Source organism: Thermohalobacter berrensis, from assembly GCF_003609645.1.
In the GTDB taxonomy this organism is placed as follows: Bacteria; Bacillota; Clostridia; order Tissierellales; family Thermohalobacteraceae; genus Thermohalobacter; species Thermohalobacter berrensis.
In genome coordinates this window covers 480000-497559 of the sequence record NZ_MCIB01000001.1, presented here as the reverse complement: position 1 = coordinate 497559, position 17560 = coordinate 480000, and the positions used below count along the sequence as shown (strand labels likewise).

Annotated in this window: 18 protein-coding genes and 1 other RNA gene; 18 read left to right on the top strand and 1 reads right to left on the bottom strand. The window is 28.3% G+C overall.

Annotated elements, in window-relative coordinates; all coding sequences use genetic code 11:
• Nucleotide 1 precedes the first annotated feature (1 nt).
• The 12 genes from BET03_RS02605 to rpoD all read left to right on the top strand — a co-directional run bounded on the left by BET03_RS02605 (nt 2) and on the right by rpoD (nt 11947).
• Nucleotides 2–394, top strand: a complete 393-nt coding sequence (locus BET03_RS02605) for a cytidine deaminase (protein WP_120166926.1) — start codon at nt 2–4, stop codon at nt 392–394.
• Between the two features lie 20 nt (nt 395–414).
• Entirely contained in the window at nt 415–1299 is an 885-nt protein-coding gene (era, locus tag BET03_RS02600; protein ID WP_120166924.1) for a GTPase Era, read from the top strand.
• A gap of 126 nt (nt 1300–1425) precedes the next feature.
• Nucleotides 1426–1563, top strand: coding sequence for a YqzL family protein (locus BET03_RS02595; RefSeq protein ID WP_120166922.1), 138 nt, complete (start codon nt 1426–1428; stop codon nt 1561–1563).
• 15 nt (nt 1564–1578) lie between these two features.
• Nucleotides 1579–2322, top strand: a complete 744-nt coding sequence (recO, locus tag BET03_RS02590; protein ID WP_120166920.1) for a DNA repair protein RecO — start codon at nt 1579–1581, stop codon at nt 2320–2322.
• An 18-nt stretch (nt 2323–2340) separates the two neighbouring features.
• The gene (locus BET03_RS02585) at nt 2341–2817 is read left to right on the top strand and encodes a DUF4342 domain-containing protein (protein WP_120166918.1); all 477 of its coding nucleotides are present in this window, start codon (nt 2341–2343) and stop codon (nt 2815–2817) included.
• A 205-nt stretch (nt 2818–3022) separates the two neighbouring features.
• Nucleotides 3023–3910: a glycine--tRNA ligase subunit alpha gene (gene glyQ, locus BET03_RS02580; protein WP_120166916.1), complete on the top strand. Its 888-nt coding sequence runs from the start codon at nt 3023–3025 to the stop codon at nt 3908–3910.
• Nucleotides 3900–5981: a glycine--tRNA ligase subunit beta gene (glyS, locus tag BET03_RS02575; protein ID WP_120166914.1), complete on the top strand. Its 2082-nt coding sequence runs from the start codon at nt 3900–3902 to the stop codon at nt 5979–5981. The genes glyQ and glyS overlap by 11 nt, the downstream gene beginning before the upstream one ends.
• Nucleotides 5982–6091: 110 nt before the next feature.
• The gene (gene ccpN / locus BET03_RS02570) at nt 6092–6736 is read left to right on the top strand and encodes a transcriptional regulator CcpN (RefSeq protein ID WP_120166912.1); all 645 of its coding nucleotides are present in this window, start codon (nt 6092–6094) and stop codon (nt 6734–6736) included.
• Nucleotides 6737–6748: 12 nt separating this feature from the next.
• Nucleotides 6749–7561 (top strand): pyruvate, water dikinase regulatory protein, encoded by an 813-nt coding sequence (locus tag BET03_RS02565; RefSeq protein WP_120166910.1) that lies wholly within the window; start codon nt 6749–6751, stop codon nt 7559–7561.
• 185 nt (nt 7562–7746) lie between these two features.
• Nucleotides 7747–8760 carry a deoxyguanosinetriphosphate triphosphohydrolase gene (locus BET03_RS02560; protein WP_120167034.1) on the top strand — a complete coding sequence of 338 codons (1014 nt, stop codon included), beginning with the start codon at nt 7747–7749 and terminating at the stop codon, nt 8758–8760.
• 231 nt (nt 8761–8991) lie between these two features.
• Complete coding sequence (gene dnaG / locus BET03_RS02555; protein WP_120166908.1) at nt 8992–10815, top strand: DNA primase; 1824 nt, start codon at nt 8992–8994, stop codon at nt 10813–10815.
• A gap of 28 nt (nt 10816–10843) precedes the next feature.
• Nucleotides 10844–11947: an RNA polymerase sigma factor RpoD gene (gene rpoD / locus BET03_RS02550; protein ID WP_120166906.1), complete on the top strand. Its 1104-nt coding sequence runs from the start codon at nt 10844–10846 to the stop codon at nt 11945–11947.
• A gap of 27 nt (nt 11948–11974) precedes the next feature.
• Here rpoD and BET03_RS13570 read toward each other — a convergent pair whose 3' ends face one another.
• Entirely contained in the window at nt 11975–12124 is a 150-nt protein-coding gene (locus tag BET03_RS13570) for a hypothetical protein (RefSeq protein WP_183108687.1), read from the bottom strand.
• Nucleotides 12125–12191: 67 nt separating this feature from the next.
• On the opposite strand from BET03_RS13570, the gene BET03_RS02545 reads away from it, so the two are divergent.
• The 6 genes from BET03_RS02545 to hydE all read left to right on the top strand — a co-directional run bounded on the left by BET03_RS02545 (nt 12192) and on the right by hydE (nt 17434).
• Nucleotides 12192–12902, top strand: coding sequence for an HAD family hydrolase (locus tag BET03_RS02545; protein ID WP_279230314.1), 711 nt, complete (start codon nt 12192–12194; stop codon nt 12900–12902).
• Nucleotides 12903–12917: 15 nt separating this feature from the next.
• The gene (locus BET03_RS02540) at nt 12918–13607 is read left to right on the top strand and encodes a tRNA (adenine(22)-N(1))-methyltransferase (RefSeq protein ID WP_120166904.1); all 690 of its coding nucleotides are present in this window, start codon (nt 12918–12920) and stop codon (nt 13605–13607) included.
• Complete coding sequence (locus BET03_RS02535) at nt 13598–14719, top strand: Nif3-like dinuclear metal center hexameric protein (RefSeq protein ID WP_120166902.1); 1122 nt, start codon at nt 13598–13600, stop codon at nt 14717–14719. Before BET03_RS02540 ends, BET03_RS02535 begins: the two co-directional genes overlap by 10 nt.
• Nucleotides 14720–14758: 39 nt before the next feature.
• On the top strand, nt 14759–15475 hold the full coding sequence (locus BET03_RS02530; protein ID WP_120166900.1) for a zinc ribbon domain-containing protein: 717 nt from the start codon (nt 14759–14761) through the stop codon (nt 15473–15475).
• Between the two features lie 80 nt (nt 15476–15555).
• An RNA gene (gene rnpB / locus BET03_RS02525) (RNase P RNA component class A) lies at nt 15556–15899 on the top strand.
• Nucleotides 15900–16078: 179 nt separating this feature from the next.
• On the top strand, nt 16079–17434 hold the full coding sequence (hydE, locus tag BET03_RS02520) for a [FeFe] hydrogenase H-cluster radical SAM maturase HydE (protein ID WP_120166898.1): 1356 nt from the start codon (nt 16079–16081) through the stop codon (nt 17432–17434).
• Nucleotides 17435–17560: the final 126 nt, after the last annotated feature.

The following is a 17560-nucleotide window of genomic DNA, read 5'->3' as shown; positions in this document are numbered from 1 at the left end:
AATGGACATAAAATCATTAATAAAGCAAGCAATAAAAGCTAAAAAAAATGCATATGTACCCTACTCAAACTTTAAAGTAGGTGCTGCACTTTTAACTAAATCCGGAAATGTTTATACTGGTTGTAATATTGAATCGGCATCATTTACACCAACAAACTGTGCAGAAAGAACAGCAATTTTTAAAGCAGTTTCTGAAGGAGAAAGAGATTTTAAAGCTATAGCTATTGTGGGAGATTCAAAAAAAGATTACACATATCCATGTGGGGTTTGCAGACAAGTTATCCGTGAATTTGGAAAAAATATAAAAGTTATTATTGCAAAATCTGAAGATGATTATAAAGAATATACCCTTGAAGATTTACTACCTAATAGCTTTGGACCAGATGATTTATAATAAGAAAGGAGTAGAAAATAATGTACAAGTCAGGATTTGCAAGTATTATTGGAAGGCCGAATGTAGGTAAATCTACACTATTAAATCAAATAATTGGAGAAAAAATAACTATCATATCAAATAAGCCTCAAACTACTAGAAACAAGATACAATGTGTTTATACTGAAGATGATTTTCAAGTTGTTTTTTTGGATACTCCAGGGGTACACAAACCTAAAAATAAATTAGGAGAGTATATGGTTAAAGTAGCTAAGGAAAGTCTTAGTGAAGTTGATATGATTGTTATGATGACAGATAATAGCTTGAAAATAGGTGCAGGGGATAAATATATTTTAAATGAAATTAAAGATATAAAAACTCCCAAAATATTAGTTATTAATAAGATTGATAAATTAAAGGATGACCAATTAGATATTATAATTGATAATTACAAAAAATATAATATATTTGAAGAAATTATACCTATTTCTGCAATAAATAATTTTGGTATTGATAAATTACTTAAAGTTATTAAGAATTTACTACCTGAAGGTCCACAATATTTCCCAGAAGATATGATTACAGATCAGCCTGAAAGGTTTATTATTTCAGAAATAATTAGGGAAAAAGCCCTGTTACATCTTAGTCAAGAGGTGCCACATGGCATAGCTGTTGATATTGAAAGGATAAGAAAAAGGGAAGATAAGGATATAGTAGATATAAACGCAACAATAATATGTGAGAGAAATTCACATAAAGGAATAATAATAGGGAAAAATGGAAGAATGCTAAAAAAGATCGGAAAAGACGCAAGACATGATATTGAAAAGCTTTTAGGAAGTAAAATATTTTTAGAGTTATGGGTAAAAGTAAATAAAAATTGGAGAGAAAAGGAAAATATTGTTAAATTCTTTGGGTATAAATAGATAAAGATTATGCCTGATATTTTTCACATTTAAATTCTATTAACAAAAATAGAACAAATTACATCGAATAAAAGATTTATTAGGTAGCAAACTATTAAACAAAAGAGTCTATTAGGAGGGACTAAATTGTTAAGGGATGAAATGTGGAAAATATTCCAGGCTAAAGGTAATATAAATGCTTATCTTTATTATAAAGAAAGTCTTAAGATAAATAACAAAAAAGAGAAACAATATAAAAAGGAGAAGATTGCACAAAGTTTATAGCTTTGAGGTGAAGAAATGCTTGTAAAAACTGAAGGAATAGTACTTAGACAAACTAAATTTCAAGATACTGATAAAATACTTACTATTTTTTCAAGAAAAAACGGTAAAATACAAGCTATAGCAAAGGGTGCTAGAAAGCCAAAAAGTTCTTTAATATCCAGCACCCAAGTTTTTTGTTATAGTGATTTTATTTTATATAAGGGTAGAAATTTTTACCATATAAACCAAGGTGAGGTAATTGATACTTTTTATAGTCTTAGAGAAGACTTAAACAAGCTAGCATATGCAACTTATTTGATAGAGTTGGTAGATTCAGGTATTACAGAGGAAGAGTCAAACGAGAAAATATTTCAATTGTTACTAAAGACTTTAAAAATATTTGAAGTATTAGATAGGGATTATGAAAAATTTGTACGAGCTTTTGAATTAAAATATATAAGTTTTTTAGGATATAAACCAGAAGTAAAAAAATGCATATTATGTAATAAAGATTTAATAGGAAAAATGAAATTTAGTATAACTAATGGTGGAATTCTATGTAAAGAATGTATTGAAAAAGGTATAACTGGTGAAAATATAACTAAAGAAATACAAGAAATACTGGAATTTCTTTTATACAGTAAATTAGAAGAACTACATGATTATAAAATAAAACCTGAAAACATGATAATAATAGAAAGAATATTAAAAAATTATTTAATGACATATATTGATAAAAGAGATTTTAAATCATTAGACTTTATTAAGTCAATAAAATAAAAATAAGGAGGTGTGGGAATGGATATTAATTTAGAAAAAATTGATACTATTAGAGAAAGAACAGGTGTTAGTTACAAAGAAGCAAAGGAAGCTTTAGAAAAAAGTAATGGTGATGTTGTAGAAGCTCTTATATATTTAGAAGAAAATGAAAAATCTTGGAGTACAAATATGTCTGCAAAAGGCGAAGAAATTATGGAAACTTTAAAAGAAGCAATTAGAAAAGGAAATGTTACAAAAATTATACTAAAAAAAGATGGGGAGGTAATAATGAACATACCAGTAACAGCTGGTGCCATAGGTGCATTATTATCACCACCTATTGCAGCATTAGGGTTAACTACAGCATTATTATCTAAAACTTCAGTTGAAATTGTTAAAGAAAATGGTGAAGTAGTCAATATAAATGAAATGGCTGAAAAGACAGTCGATAAAGTAAAAAGTAAAGTAACTAGAAATAAAAATGAAGAAAATCCAGATGATACAGTTGACAATTAGTTAATTATTTGCTAAATTATTTTTAACAAATTGATTAGAAATAATTTTATTAATTAACTAAAGAGGAGTTTTTTATGGTATACTAAAGAAGAGGATACCTCTATAGGTATCAATTTTATGTTGATAAGAGAAGGAAACCTTTCTTCCCTATAGGGGACAAAGGTTTTTTTTATTTTTGACTTAACTTTAAAGGAGGTAAAAGTTAATGCAATTTCAAGATTTGATAATGAAACTACTAAAGTATTGGGGAGATAAAGGCTGTGTAGTAATGCAACCTTATGATGTTGAAAAAGGTGCTGGTACTATGAACCCTCAAACGTTTTTGAGAGCTCTAGGTCCAGAACCTTGGAAGGTTGTATATGTTGAACCATCTCGAAGACCAGCCGATGCTAGATATGGTGAAAATCCAAACAGGGTTTATCAACACCATCAAGTACAAGTGATTTTAAAGCCATCTCCTGATAATGTACAAGAACTATATTTAGATAGTCTTAAAGCTATAGGTATAGATCCTAAAAAACACGATATTAGATTTGTAGAAGATAACTGGGAAGCCCCAACACTAGGTGCATGGGGATTAGGATGGGAAGTGTGGTTAGATGGAATGGAGATAACACAATTTACATACTTCCAACAAGTAGGTAGTATTAACTGTGAACTTGAGTCTGCAGAAATTACATATGGTTTAGAAAGGATTGCAATGTATCTACAAGATGTAGATAATGTATTTGATATAGAGTGGGTTGATGGAATAACATATGGTGAAGTGTTCAAACAGGCTGAATTTGAGCATTCAGTATATAGTTTTGAAAAGGCAGATATAGATGTTTTAAATAGACTTTTTGATACATATGAAAATGAAGCAACGAGACTAATTAATGATGGATTAGTTTTACCTGCATATGATTTTGTGTTAAAGTGTTCACATACTTTTAATGTATTGGATGCTAGAGGAGCTATTAGTGTAACTGAAAGAACAAACTATATATCAAGGGTTAGAAATTTAGCTAAACTTGTTGCTGCTAAATATATAGAAAGAAGAGAAGAGATAGGTTTTCCACTTCTAAAAGGAGGTGCTCCTAATGCTGAATAAATATTTATTAGAAATTGGAACAGAAGAAGTTCCAGCAAGGTTTATTGATGATTCATTAAATCAGCTTAAAAACAAAGCAGAAGATATGTTTAAAGAAGAGAGGATATGTTTTGACAATATAAAAACATATGCAACACCTAGAAGATTAGTATTACTCATTGAAAATATAGCAGAAAGACAGGAAGATTTAGAAGAACTTGTTAGAGGACCTGCAAAGAGAATAGCGTATGATGAAGAAGGAAATCCAACTAAAGCTTTGATGGGTTTTGCAAAGGGCCAGGGAGTAGAAGTTGATGATATAATAATAAAGGAATATAAAGGTGAAGATTATGTTTTTGCTCAAAGAGTATTAAAGGGAAAAGATTCAAAAGAAGTTTTAAAGGAAAATATACCTGAATTAATAAAATCCATAACTTTTCCTAAATCTATGAAATGGGGAAAAAAGAGCTTTAGATTTGTAAGGCCTATTAGATGGGTTTTATCATTATTTAATAATGAACCTATTAGCTTTGATTTTGAAGGTATTAAAGTTTCAAATATTACTAAAGGACATAGATTTTTAGGAAGTAGTAATATAGAAATAAATAGTGTTGACGAATATTTTGAAAAGTTAAGAGAAAATTATGTAATAGTTGACCAAAATGAAAGAAAAGAGTTAATTATAAAAGGATGTCGAAAACTTGCACAAGAAAAGGGTGGAAATATCCTTGATGACGAAGAATTATTAAACGAACTAACACATATTGTTGAATATCCTACACCATTAAGAGGAAGAATCAAAGATGATTATCTAAAACTACCTAAAGAGGTTATTACAACCCCAATGAAAGAACATCAAAGATATTTGCCTATAGTTGATGATAATAAAAATTTATTGCCATACTTTATAGCAGTTCGTAATGGTAATGATGAGTATATTGATATTGTAACTAAGGGTAATGAAAAAGTACTTGATGCCAGATTAGAAGATGCGAAATTCTTCTATAATGAAGATGTTAAAAAGCCTTTAGAGGATTATGTAGAAGGTCTTAAGGACATAGTTTTTCAAGAACAATTAGGTACTGTATGGGAAAAGACAAACAGAATTATTAGATTATCAGAAAAAATAGGAGAGACACTAGAAGTTGGAGATGAAACCTTAGAAAATACTAAAAGGGCAGCTTATCTGTCAAAAGCAGATTTAGTTACAAAAATGGTATATGAATTTACAGAATTGCAAGGTATTATGGGTAGAGAATATGCAAAAACATCAGGTGAAAATGAAATAGTTAGTTTAGCTATATATGAGCATTATCTACCTAGATTTGCACAGGATGAACTGCCAACTACAACTGCTGGAGCTATGTTAAGTATATCAGATAAAATAGATACTATTGCTGGTTGTTTTGCAATAGGAATACAGCCTACAGGTTCACAAGACCCTTATGGATTAAGGAGGCAAGCATTAGGTATAGTCAATATACTGCTAGATAGAAACATACATATATCTTTAGACAAATTAATAGATTATTCTTTAAATATTTATGAAGAAAATGGTCTTACTTTTAACTATGATGAGGTTAAAAAAGAAATTCTAGAATTCTTTAAAGCTAGAATAAGGAATATGTTCATAGATAATGGAATAAGATATGATGTTGTTGATGCTGTATTAAATTCAAATAACTATGATATAGCCGATTTATATATTAGGGCTTCAGAACTTAATAAATGGATTAAAAAAGATGAATTATCAGAAATACTGGCAGCATTTAACAGAGTTAGTAACTTAGCTAAAAAAGCTGAGAATAAAGTTGAAATTAACACTGAATTGTTAATAGAAGAACAAGAAAAAACATTATATAAAACTTTTAAGGAAGTAAAAAATGAAGTAGAAATATGCTTAAATAATAAAGAGTATAACAAAGCATTAGATACCATGATAACTTTAAGAGGACCAATAGATGAGTTTTTTGATAATGTAATGGTAATGGTAGATGATGAAAAACTTAAAAATAATCGACTATCACTAATAAAAGAAATTTCAGATACTATGCTAAAAATATGTGATTTATCTAAAATAGTAAATAAGTAATGTGAAAGCATAAAGTCCACCTAGAAGGGTGGACTTTATTTAAAATATGATAGAAAATATCCTTTGATTTTGTTAAAATAAAGTATATATTGCCCATTTATAGAAAAGAGGTGAGAACTATTCAATTTACTGAAAGACAAAAGAGAATAATTAATATTGTCAAGAAAAATGAACCGATAACGAGTGAGGCAATTGCAAAAAAATTAAAACTTACAAGGGCAACTTTGAGAACAGATTTAGCTATTTTGACTATGGCTGGGGTTTTAGATGCTAGACCTAAGGTTGGATATTTTTATTCTGGTAAGTCTACTATTAACTACTTTGCGGAACGGATTAGTAATATAAAAGTTTCAGAGGTTAAATCACTTCCTGTTGTTGTTAGCGAAGGGACATCTGTATATGATGCGATTGTTACTTTATTCCTTGAAGATGTAGGAACAATTTTTGTGACTACAGAGGGTTTACTTTCAGGAGTTGTTTCTAGAAAAGATTTTTTAAAAAGTGCCATAGGAGGTACTGATATTAACAAAATTCCAGTTGGTGTAATAATGACTAGAATGCCTAATATAGTTGTTACAGAGCCTGATGAAAGTGTGTTAGATGCGGCTATTAAAATAATAGAACATCAAGTTGATAGTTTACCAATTGTAGAGAAGATAAAAAATGAGAATGGTGAAGAAGGATATAAAGTAATTGGAAGGATATCAAAAACAAATATAACAAGACTTTTTGTAGACATAGCAAATACCGAATAGGGGGGGAACTCAATGGGAAAAAGAAAAGAAACTGTTATATATATTTTATCAGATTCTGTAGGTGAAACTGGAGAACAAGTTGCTAAAGCAGCTATTAGTCAGTTTAACTCAGGCAAGTATGAAATAAGAAGATTTCCTTATATTACAGATGAAGAACAAATTATAGAAGTGTTTCAAGAGGCTAAAAGAGAAAATTGCATTATTGTATTTACAATAGTTATTGATAAATTAAGACAGTTCTTAGTAAATAAGGCAAAGGAATATAATATACCCGCTATAGATATAATGACTCCTGTTTTAAATTCTATAGAAAATGTTGTTGGAACTAAGCCAAAAGGTGAACCAGGATTAATTAGAAAGTTAGACGAAAAATATTTTAGAAAAGTTGAAGCAATTGAATTTGCTGTAAAATATGATGATGGGAAAGATACTAGAGGTATTAAATTAGCCGATATAGTTTTAATTGGAGTATCAAGAACATCGAAAACACCTCTAAGTATGTACTTAGCTCATAAAAATATTAAAGTAGCCAATGTACCATTGGTGCCAGAAGTTCCGCCACCACAAGAGTTATTTGAGGTAGACCCTTCAAAGATAATAGGATTAACAGCTAATCCTATAAAATTAAATGAAATCAGACAAGAAAGGCTTAAGGCTTTAGGGTTAGACAATAATGCTAACTATGCAAGTATGGATAGGATATTAAATGAAATTGAATATGCTGAAAAAATTATGAAAAAGTTAGGATGTACAGTTATTGATGTATCAAACAAAGCAGTTGAAGAAAGTGCCGGTATTATTTTAGAAAAAATTAGAGAAAAATAATTATATAAATAAAAAGGATGTTGTTTATTCTCAACATCCTTTTTATTTATATAAAAACGATTATTTAACAAAAAATTAATATTTTGCAGGAATCTAATAGAGTTTGTTGTATATATATTAAATGTGGTTAGTTTTGGGTATATAGTAATTGACAAATTTAATTAAGAGGGGTATTATTTGTGAGTATGTATATAAGATTAAAAAGAGAAGAATTAGAAGAAAAGATGTTATCTCCTTTTGCTATGTTAAGTAAGAATTCTAAAGGCAGAAGGATTAAAGAGGAGAAATGTGATATAAGGACTGAATTTCAAAGAGACCGAGATAGAATAATTCATTCAAAAGCATTTAGAAGACTCAAACATAAAACCCAAGTTTTTATAGCTCCTGAAGGTGATCATTATAGAACTAGACTTACTCACACCCTTGAAGTTGCCCAAATATCCAGAACATTGGCTAGAGCTTTGAATTTAAATGAAGACTTAGCAGAAGCAATAGCTCTAGGACATGATTTAGGTCACACACCATTTGGACACACAGGAGAATTTGTGTTAGATGAAATTCATAAATCTGGATTTAAACATAATAAACAGAGTCTAAGAGTAGTAGATATTATTGAGAATAGCAAAGGAAAAAATGGTTTAAATTTAACCTATGAAGTAAGGGATGGAATACTGAATCATACTGGAGAAAAAGATCCAGTAACACTAGAGGGACAAATAGTAAAAATTGCAGATAGAATAGCCTATATAAACCATGATATAGATGATTCTATAAGGGCTAGAGTTATTACTAAAAAAGAATTACCAAAGGATTGTATGGATGTCTTAGGAAAAACACATAGTCAAAGAATAAATAATATGATTGTGGATATTATAAAGAATAGTTTAGGTAAAGATAAGATTTGCATGAGTGAAGAAATGATGTATTATACAAATAAATTAAGAAAATTTATGTTTAATAGGGTGTATTTTAGTAAAAAAGCAAAAAGTCAAGAAGATAAAGCAAGATATATTATTGAGGAGTTATATAATTATTATATTAATAATTTTCATAAATTACCTGTTGAACATAGAAGAATATATAAAAACTATGAAGCTTCTAAGGAAGATATTGTATGTGATTATGTTGCAGGAATGACAGATAGATTTGCCATAAAAACTTTTAAAGATTTATTTGTACCAAAACCGTGGGATAATTAAAGTATTTTACAAAGTGAAAAATTTTTAAAATGTAAATTCTTATTGCATATAAAAAAATTATAAATAAAGAAGGAAAATGGAGATTTATGTCGAATATGATTTAACTGTCACCTTAAATAGGGCTGTTTTAAAATAGGAAAATTGTTTAGTCAATTGATGTAAAGAAATTTTTAACATGTTAAGAAGGAATAAGTCAATTTTTGACGAATAGTAAATAAAAAGGTGGTATTTATGACATATCACTTTAGTGATGAATTAATTGAAGAAATACGAGAGAGTAACGACATAGTTGAGGTTATTTCTGAATACTTATCATTAAAAAGAACAGGGTCAAATTATAAAGCACTTTGTCCTTTTCATAGTGAAAAGACACCATCATTTGTTGTCTCTCCTTCAAAGCAGATTTTCCATTGTTTTGGATGTGGAGAAGGTGGAGATGTAATAAATTTTGTAATGAAATACGAAAACTTAAATTTTATTGAAGCCTTAAAATTATTAGCAGATAGAGTAGGAATTGAGATAGAAAATAAAGCATATAAAAAAGACAGCAAGAAAGAAGAACGAAGAAGAAAGCTTTTTGAAATAAATAGAATAACAGCCAGATATTTTTACTATAATTTAATGAAGAACAAGAAAGCTTACACATATCTTAGAAAAAGAGGACTATCGACTGATACCATTAAAAAATTTGGCCTCGGATACTCTAATCCTAACTGGGATGATTTATTAAATTATTTAAAGAATAAAGGATTTTCTGTAAAAGATATTGAAGAAATAGGATTAGTTATAGAAAGAAAAAGCAAAACTGGCTATTATGACAGATTTAGAGATAGGGTAATGTTCCCTATAGTTAATACTAAAGGAAATGTAATAGGTTTTGGTGGCAGAGTACTAGATGATTCCCAGCCTAAATATTTAAATTCACCTGACAGCTTAATTTTTTCTAAAGGATATAATTTATATGGCTTAAATATAGCTAAAAAGCATTCTAGAGGTAAAAAAATTATTTTAGTTGAAGGTTACATGGATGTAATTTCTCTTTACAATCATGGCATTAAATGTTGTGTTGCTTCACTTGGAACTGCTTTTACCCCAGAACAAGCAAAGCTAATAAAAAGATATGGCAATGATTTTTTTATTTGTTATGATTCGGATACTGCAGGTCTTAATGCAGCTGATAAGGCATTAGATATACTTAAAAATGCAGGTGTTGAAGCTAAAGTAATAATTTTGCCTAAAGGAAAAGATCCTGATGAATTTATTAAAGAAAAAGGCAAAGAAGCTTTTGAGAAGCTTATAGATGAAGCTTTAAGCTATATTGACTATAAAATTTATTTAAATAAAAAGAAATTTAATTTAGATACTGTAGAGGGTAAAATTGATTTTACCAAAGAAATAGCTTCTATTATTAAAGAAGCAAACAGTCCTATTGAAGCAGATGTATATATTAATAAGGTTTCTAGGGAAACAGGAATATCAATTGATGCTATAAAAAAAGAAATATATAAAAATCAAGCAAATTTTAAAACAAAAAAAGCGGACAAGTATAGAAAATATAATTACAGAAATAATAATAAAGATAGAATAAATCCCGTAAAATATATGTTAGAACCAGGACATCTAAATGCTGAAAAGAATTTATTAAATTTAATAATAAATGATAAAACTATATTTAAGAAGATAAATTCATATTTTACTCCTGACGATTTTTCTGACGAAGTTCATAAAAAATTAGCTAATATAATATATAACAAATATAAATCTAATATTGAAAATATCGATGCAAGTGAGATTTTGAATTTATTTACAGAAAAAGAAAAGTCAAAAGTAAAAGAAGTATTTGATTTAGAGAATGATTTTAAACAAAATGAAAAGGCAATTAAAGATTTTATTAATAGAATACAATATTATAAATTGAAATTAAAAAGAGATGAAATAAAAAAACAAATAAGCTTACTAGAATCTAAAAAAGAAAAAAGTAAAGGAGAGGTTGAGAAATTCAAACAATTATGCTTAGAACTAATAAAAATAGACAAAGAACTAAAACTACACTAATAGTTTTTGCCGAAGGGAGGGAACTGAAATGAGTAAAAAAGTGAAAGAAAAAAAACAGAAAAGGATAGAGGCAGTAAAAAAATTAATAGATAAAGGCAAAAAGAAAGGGATGTTGACTTATAAAGAAATTTCTGAGGCTTTAGAAGATATAGAATTAGATTCTGATCAAATAGATGAGATATATCAGAGTTTAGAGGAAATGGGGATAGAGGTTGTTGGAGATAAAGATGATGATATACTCTTAGATAAAGAAGATGATGTAGATGACGACATAAATAAGGAACTAGCACTACCAAAAGGGATTAATGTAGATGACCCAGTAAAAATGTATTTAAAAGAAATAGGTAAAGTTCCACTATTAACAGCAGAAGAAGAGATAGAATTAGCAAAAAGAATGGAACAAGGTGACGAAGAGGCAAAACGAAAGCTTACAGAGGCTAACTTAAGACTTGTTGTAAGTATTGCAAAAAGATATGTAGGTAGAGGAATGCTTTTTCTAGATTTAATACAAGAAGGAAATTTAGGCCTTATAAAAGCAGTAGAAAAGTTCGATTATAGAAAAGGATATAAGTTTAGTACTTATGCAACTTGGTGGATTCGTCAGGCTATAACTAGAGCTATAGCAGATCAAGCGAGAACAATTAGAATACCTGTTCATATGGTAGAAACTATTAACAAATTAATAAGAGTTTCAAGACAACTTTTACAGAAACTTGGTAGAGAACCTAATCCTGATGAAATAGCTAAAGAGATGAATATGGATGAAGAAAAAGTAAGAGAAATATTAAAAATAGCACAAGAGCCTGTTTCTTTAGAAACACCTATTGGTGAAGAAGAAGATAGTCATTTAGGTGATTTTATACCTGATGATGATGTTCAAGCACCTGCTGAAGCCGCAACATTTGCACTTTTAAAAGAACAATTAGTTGATGTTTTAGATACATTAACACCAAGAGAACAAAAAGTTTTAATGTTAAGATTTGGTCTTGAAGATGGTAGAGCTAGAACTTTAGAAGAAGTAGGAAAAGAATTTAATGTAACAAGAGAAAGAATAAGACAAATAGAAGCAAAGGCCTTAAGAAAGCTTAGACATCCAAGTAGAAGTAAAAAATTAAAAGACTTTTTAGAATAAAATTAAAGATTCGCCTAAGGCGAATCTTTAATTTTGACCTTTTATACTTTTTTCTTCAATAAATTCAATAAATTGTTTAATTCTTGACGCTTCTTTAGACCATTTTGGCGTAGTTCCACCCCAACTGAAATGGGGAATCTTTTTATTTATTAAATAATTTTGATTGTATTTTTTCATATTAATACCCCTTATTTTATTTTTCCCAAATTTAAAATATATAATAATGAGAAAGAGAGTGGTTGGATTGAATACATTCTTATTTGATTTAGATGGAACACTTTTACCGTTAGATTTAAAGGAATTTACACAAGCTTATTTTAAAGAGCTTACTAAGAAACTTGCTGGTAAAATAAATCCTAAAGAATTACAAAAGTTAATATTAAAATCAACTAATTATATGGTAAGTAACTTAGAAGAAAATAAAACAAATAAGGAAGCATTTTTTGAAGACTTTCAAAAAAATATTAATATAGATATTAATAGTATAAAAGTACAATTTGAGGAATTTTATAAAAATGAATTTAAAAACTTAAAAGAAATAGTTTGTCCTAATCCAATTGTTAAAAAGATTATAAAGCTTCTAAAATCTAAAGGATATACCTTAGTAATAGCGACAAATCCAATCTTTCCTAAAGAAGCCATATATCATAGGATAGAATGGGCAGGACTTAATATAAATGATTTTGATTTAATAACAACATTTGAAAAAATGCACTTTTGCAAACCGAATATAGAGTATTATCAAGAAATACTTAATATACTTAACAAAGAACCAGAAGATGTAATGATGATAGGAAATGATTTACTTGAAGATATGATTGCTTCAAAGTTAGGTATAAAAACTTATTTAATAGAAGACTATATGATAGATAGGTCAGATAAGAACATTGAACCGGATTATAGAGGAAGCTTAGAAGAATTCTATAAATTTGTAAAGGACCTACAAAATTTATAGAAAAGGAGAAATGCTATGAAGTTATCACCTAGATTAAAAGCCATTACTAAATTTATAAAATATAATTCCATAGTAGCTGATATAGGTACAGACCATGGTTACATTCCTGTATATTTAATAGAAAATAATATAAGTAAAAAGGTAATTGCTTCTGATGTTAATGAAGGTCCATTAAATAATGCTAAGGCATTTATAACTAAAAAAGGATTTGAAGAAAAAATTGAAACGAGATTAGGAAATGGATTAAAAGTTTTACAACCTGATGAAGTAGATACTGTGATTATAGCAGGAATGGGTGGTACTTTAATTAAAAATATTTTAGATAAGTCTAAAAGAATTACTGAAACTATAAATAACTTTATATTTCAGCCTATGGTTGATTCATATAATTTAAGAAAATATTTATATGAAAATAATTATAAAATTATTGATGAAAAGTTAGTTAAAGAAGGAGAAAGGATATATGAAATTATATATGTGGAACATGGAAAAGATTACTTGGAAAATGAAATTTATTTATTAGTTGGAAAAAAACTAATTGAGAATAAAGATCCATATGCTAAGGAATTTATACAAAATAAAATCCAAAAGTATGAAGGAATTATGAAGAAAGTAGAGAAAAGTAAAACTGTAGAATCAAAAAAGAAATATGAAAAATTAAAGCGTGAGCGGGACAGCTTAATGGAGGTGATTAAGTGGCTGTAACTGTACGTAATATAGTAAAACTTATAAATACATATGCGCCACCACATTTAGCAGCTAATTGGGATAATCCTGGTCTACAAGTGGGACGTTTAGATAAACAAGTTGATAAAGTACTATTGGCCCTTGATGTTACGCAGGATGTTTTAGAGGAAGCAAAGAAAAAGGATATCGATTTAATTATTACACATCATCCTTTAATTTTTAAACCATTAAAAAGAATTTCTACTGAAAATCCTAAGGAAAAGTTTATATATGAATTAATAAAAAATGATATTGCAGTTATTAGTGCTCATACCAATTTAGATATATGTGAAAATGGAGTAAATGATGTACTAGCAGATATAATTGGACTTAAAAATACAAAAGTTTTAGAAAAAGTACAGGAAGAAAGATTGTTTAAGTTAGTTGTTTTTGTTCCTAAATCACATAGTAGCACAGTTAGAGAAGCTATTTGTGACAATGGAGCTGGCTGGATAGGCAATTACAGTCATTGTACCTATAACATTGAAGGTATTGGTACTTTTATGCCTAGAGAAGGAACTAATCCATTTATTGGTAAAACCAATGAGTTAGAGAAGGTTGAAGAAGTAAGAATAGAAACTATAGTTAGAGAAAGTGATTTAAATAAAGTTAAAGAGAAAATGATATTAGCACATCCTTACGAAGAAGTAGCTTACGATATATACCCTTTAAATAATAAGGGAAAAGTATATGGATTTGGTAAAATTGGAGAAATAGAAAAAGAAACCGATTTATTGAAATTTGCAGAACAAGTTAAAGAAAAGTTAAAATGTAAGAATATTAAAGTTTTTAGTAAAGAAAATGTAAAAGTTAAAAGAGTAGCATTATGTAGTGGTAGTGGAGCTGATTTTATTAAAAAAGCATATGTGATGGATGCAGATGTTTATATTACTGGAGATGTAAAATCCTATGAAGCTCAAATGGCTTTAGAATTAGGAATGGCTGTAATTGATGCTAACCATTATGATACAGAAAAAGTAATATTACCAGTAATAAAAAAGTATTTAGAAGAAGAAATTGGAACTAATAAGATTAATGTTTTAATATCTGAAAACAGACTAGACGATAACGCCCCATTTATAATTGTTTAGGCTTATTTTATGTGGGTTAATTGTTAAGGAGGTAAAAAAATGAGCCAGCTAGTACTACTGTGGAATTTGGAGGAACAATATAATAATATAAAAAAATTAAAAGAGCAGCTAGATAATATTTTAAATGAAAAAGAAACTGAAGATTTAAGGGTTAAATTAAAACAAACTGAATATGATTTAACTAATAAAAAGACATTACTTGAAGTAAATGATATTAAAATAAAGAGAAATACACATAAAGTTGAGCAACTAAATTTTCAATTGAAGGAAAATGAGAAAAAATTGTATAGTGGGAAAGTGTCAAATATAGATCAACTATCACATATGCAGAAAGAAAGTGAAAGAACAAAAGAAGAAATTCAAAATGTAGAAAATGAAATTCTTGAACTTATGGAGGATACAGATAATCTTAAAAAAGAAATAGAGGAAAATGAAAATAAATACAAATCACTAAAAAAAGAATTAGATGAGACTATAAAGAAATATGACATTTTAAAAGAAGAATTAGAACAAAAAATTAAGGAAAAGGAAAAAGAGATAAAGATATTATCTGGAAAAATAGAAAAGGATTTATTAAATAAATATCTAAAATTAAAGGAAAAAAAGGGAAAAGCTATTGTTAAAATATCAGGAGATAGATGTACAGGTTGTCATATGAGTGTTCCTTTATCAATTATTTCAAAATTAAAGAGCAAAAAGGTTATTGTTACTTGTGATAATTGTGGAAGAATATTATATTATGAAAAAGAAGATTAATGCAAAGTTGCTATAATTTACAATTTGACTTAAATCTATTATTATGATATATTATTACTTGTCGTTAAAAAAAGAATATACGAGTAAGTCAGACAGTCGCATGCATTATGCATGAGGAAAGTCCGAGCTCCATAGGGCAGGATGCTGGGTAATACCCAGTGGGGGCGACCCTAAGGAAAGTGCAACAGAAATATACCGCCACATGTCTCATGTGGTAAGGGTGGAAAGGTGAGGTAAGAGCTCACCAGCAGCTAGGCGACTAGTTGGCTCTGTAAACCCCATCCGGAGCAAGACCAAGTTAGGGACATAAAAAGTAGTGGCCCGCTACTGTCCCATATGGTAGGTCGCTGGAGCCTATTGGTAACAATAGGCCTAGATAGATGACTGTCTAATACAGAACTCGGCTTATAGACTTGCTCGTGTTCGGTGAAATCGCCATTTTGGAAGGGCGATTTTTTATTTTGCCACCCATTTGCCACCGAAATTATTTTTAGTTTAAAATTGAATCGACAAAAAATGATAAAATATTGTTATTTTGATTCAATTATGATAAAATTTTATCAAACAGTATGTAATACATATAATAGATAGGGATGTGATTATATGTCTCTTATAGATAAATTTATTAAAAATAACATTACAGAACCTTATATATTAGTCTGTGAATCTAAGTCTCAGATGTTATATAGCAAAGATCTAATGGACAAATTACAAATTGAAAATGATTTAATCCCAACTCCAAAAGGTTTTGGAGGGGTTTGTACTACAGCAATTAAATTTGATAAAAAAGATATTTCCAAAGTAGAAGAAATTGTTGAATCTAATAATATTGAGTATGAAGGAATTTTTTCTTTAAAAGACAAATACAAATATGATTTAAGCCAAATTTATAATTTAAATATAACAGATAATTTTAAAGAGATTATTAAAAAAGTTGAAGCCAATATAGATTTAGAAAAGAAAGATATATTATACTTATTAAAAACTGAGAAAGAAGAGTATAAGGCTTTAATTAAAATGGCAGATATAATAAGAAAAGAGTGTGTTGGTGATAGAATTGAAATAAGAGCAGCTGTTGAATTTTCAAATTACTGTAAGAAAAATTGCAACTATTGTGGAATAAGGAGGAAAAATAAAACTCATAGATATAGAATGAGTGAAGAAGAAATTTTAAAAGAAGTTGATAAACTTTATAAAATAGGAATAAAAACAGTAATTTTACAATCAGGTGAAGATCCATATTATGATACAGAAAAAATCCTTTCAATAGTAAAGAAGATAAAAGAAAGATATAGATTAGGGATAACTTTAAGTATTGGTATAAGAGATGAAAATGAATATAAACTATTTAGTGAAGCAGGAGTTAATAATTATTTATTAAAAATTGAAACAGCAAGTAGAAAATTATTTGAGCAGATACATCCTGACGATGATTTTAATAAAAGAGTAAAACATACTAAATTAATTAAAGAAGCTGGTATCAGAGCAGGGTCAGGAGGAATGATAGGATTACCAAATCAAACTTTAGAGGATATTGCAGAAGATATATTATTCCAGAGAGACTATGGAATTCATATGATAGGTTTTGGACCATTTTTACCCGCTAAAGGTACTCCTTACGAAAATTACAAACCAGGTGATTTAAATCTAACACTTAAAGTTGTAGCCATTTCAAGAATAGTATGTCAACATGTTTTTTTACCAGCAACTACGGCTATTGCCTCATTAAATCCAGATGCTCAAGCTATGGCATTACAAGCTGGAGCAAATACTATAATGCTTATTAGCACACCACCACATTTAAGAGAAAATTATGAAATTTATTCAAATAAAAATATGGTTAATTTAGACTTTGCTATAAAATCTGTAAAAGATGCAAAAAGGAAACTACCTAAATATTTGAACTATGATTATTTAAAAAAATTAGGATATGAAATAGATGAAAGTTTGATAAATTAAACTTTTAAAACATTATAACGAATAACTTGTAAAGCAGATATCAAAAATGGTATCTGCTTTTATTGTTTGTAAAATTCGACAAAATTCAACAAGATTCGTTTACTTTATAATTTCCCTGTGTTAAAA

What these genes read in the sequence shown, in the direction of transcription:
- BET03_RS02605 (WP_120166926.1), top strand. Translation starts at nt 2, where the DNA reads ATGGACATAAAATCATTAATAAAGCAAGCAATAAAAGCTAAAAAAAAT.
- era (WP_120166924.1), top strand. Translation starts at nt 415, where the DNA reads ATGTACAAGTCAGGATTTGCAAGTATTATTGGAAGGCCGAATGTAGGT.
- recO (WP_120166920.1), top strand. Translation starts at nt 1,579, where the DNA reads ATGCTTGTAAAAACTGAAGGAATAGTACTTAGACAAACTAAATTTCAA.
- BET03_RS02585 (WP_120166918.1), top strand. Translation starts at nt 2,341, where the DNA reads ATGGATATTAATTTAGAAAAAATTGATACTATTAGAGAAAGAACAGGT.
- glyQ (WP_120166916.1), top strand. Translation starts at nt 3,023, where the DNA reads ATGCAATTTCAAGATTTGATAATGAAACTACTAAAGTATTGGGGAGAT.
- glyS (WP_120166914.1), top strand. Translation starts at nt 3,900, where the DNA reads ATGCTGAATAAATATTTATTAGAAATTGGAACAGAAGAAGTTCCAGCA.
- BET03_RS02565 (WP_120166910.1), top strand. Translation starts at nt 6,749, where the DNA reads ATGGGAAAAAGAAAAGAAACTGTTATATATATTTTATCAGATTCTGTA.
- BET03_RS02560 (WP_120167034.1), top strand. Translation starts at nt 7,747, where the DNA reads ATGTATATAAGATTAAAAAGAGAAGAATTAGAAGAAAAGATGTTATCT.
- dnaG (WP_120166908.1), top strand. Translation starts at nt 8,992, where the DNA reads ATGACATATCACTTTAGTGATGAATTAATTGAAGAAATACGAGAGAGT.
- rpoD (WP_120166906.1), top strand. Translation starts at nt 10,844, where the DNA reads ATGAGTAAAAAAGTGAAAGAAAAAAAACAGAAAAGGATAGAGGCAGTA.
- BET03_RS13570 (WP_183108687.1), bottom strand. Translation starts at nt 12,124, where the DNA reads ATGAAAAAATACAATCAAAATTATTTAATAAATAAAAAGATTCCCCAT.
- BET03_RS02540 (WP_120166904.1), top strand. Translation starts at nt 12,918, where the DNA reads ATGAAGTTATCACCTAGATTAAAAGCCATTACTAAATTTATAAAATAT.
- BET03_RS02530 (WP_120166900.1), top strand. Translation starts at nt 14,759, where the DNA reads ATGAGCCAGCTAGTACTACTGTGGAATTTGGAGGAACAATATAATAAT.
- hydE (WP_120166898.1), top strand. Translation starts at nt 16,079, where the DNA reads ATGTCTCTTATAGATAAATTTATTAAAAATAACATTACAGAACCTTAT.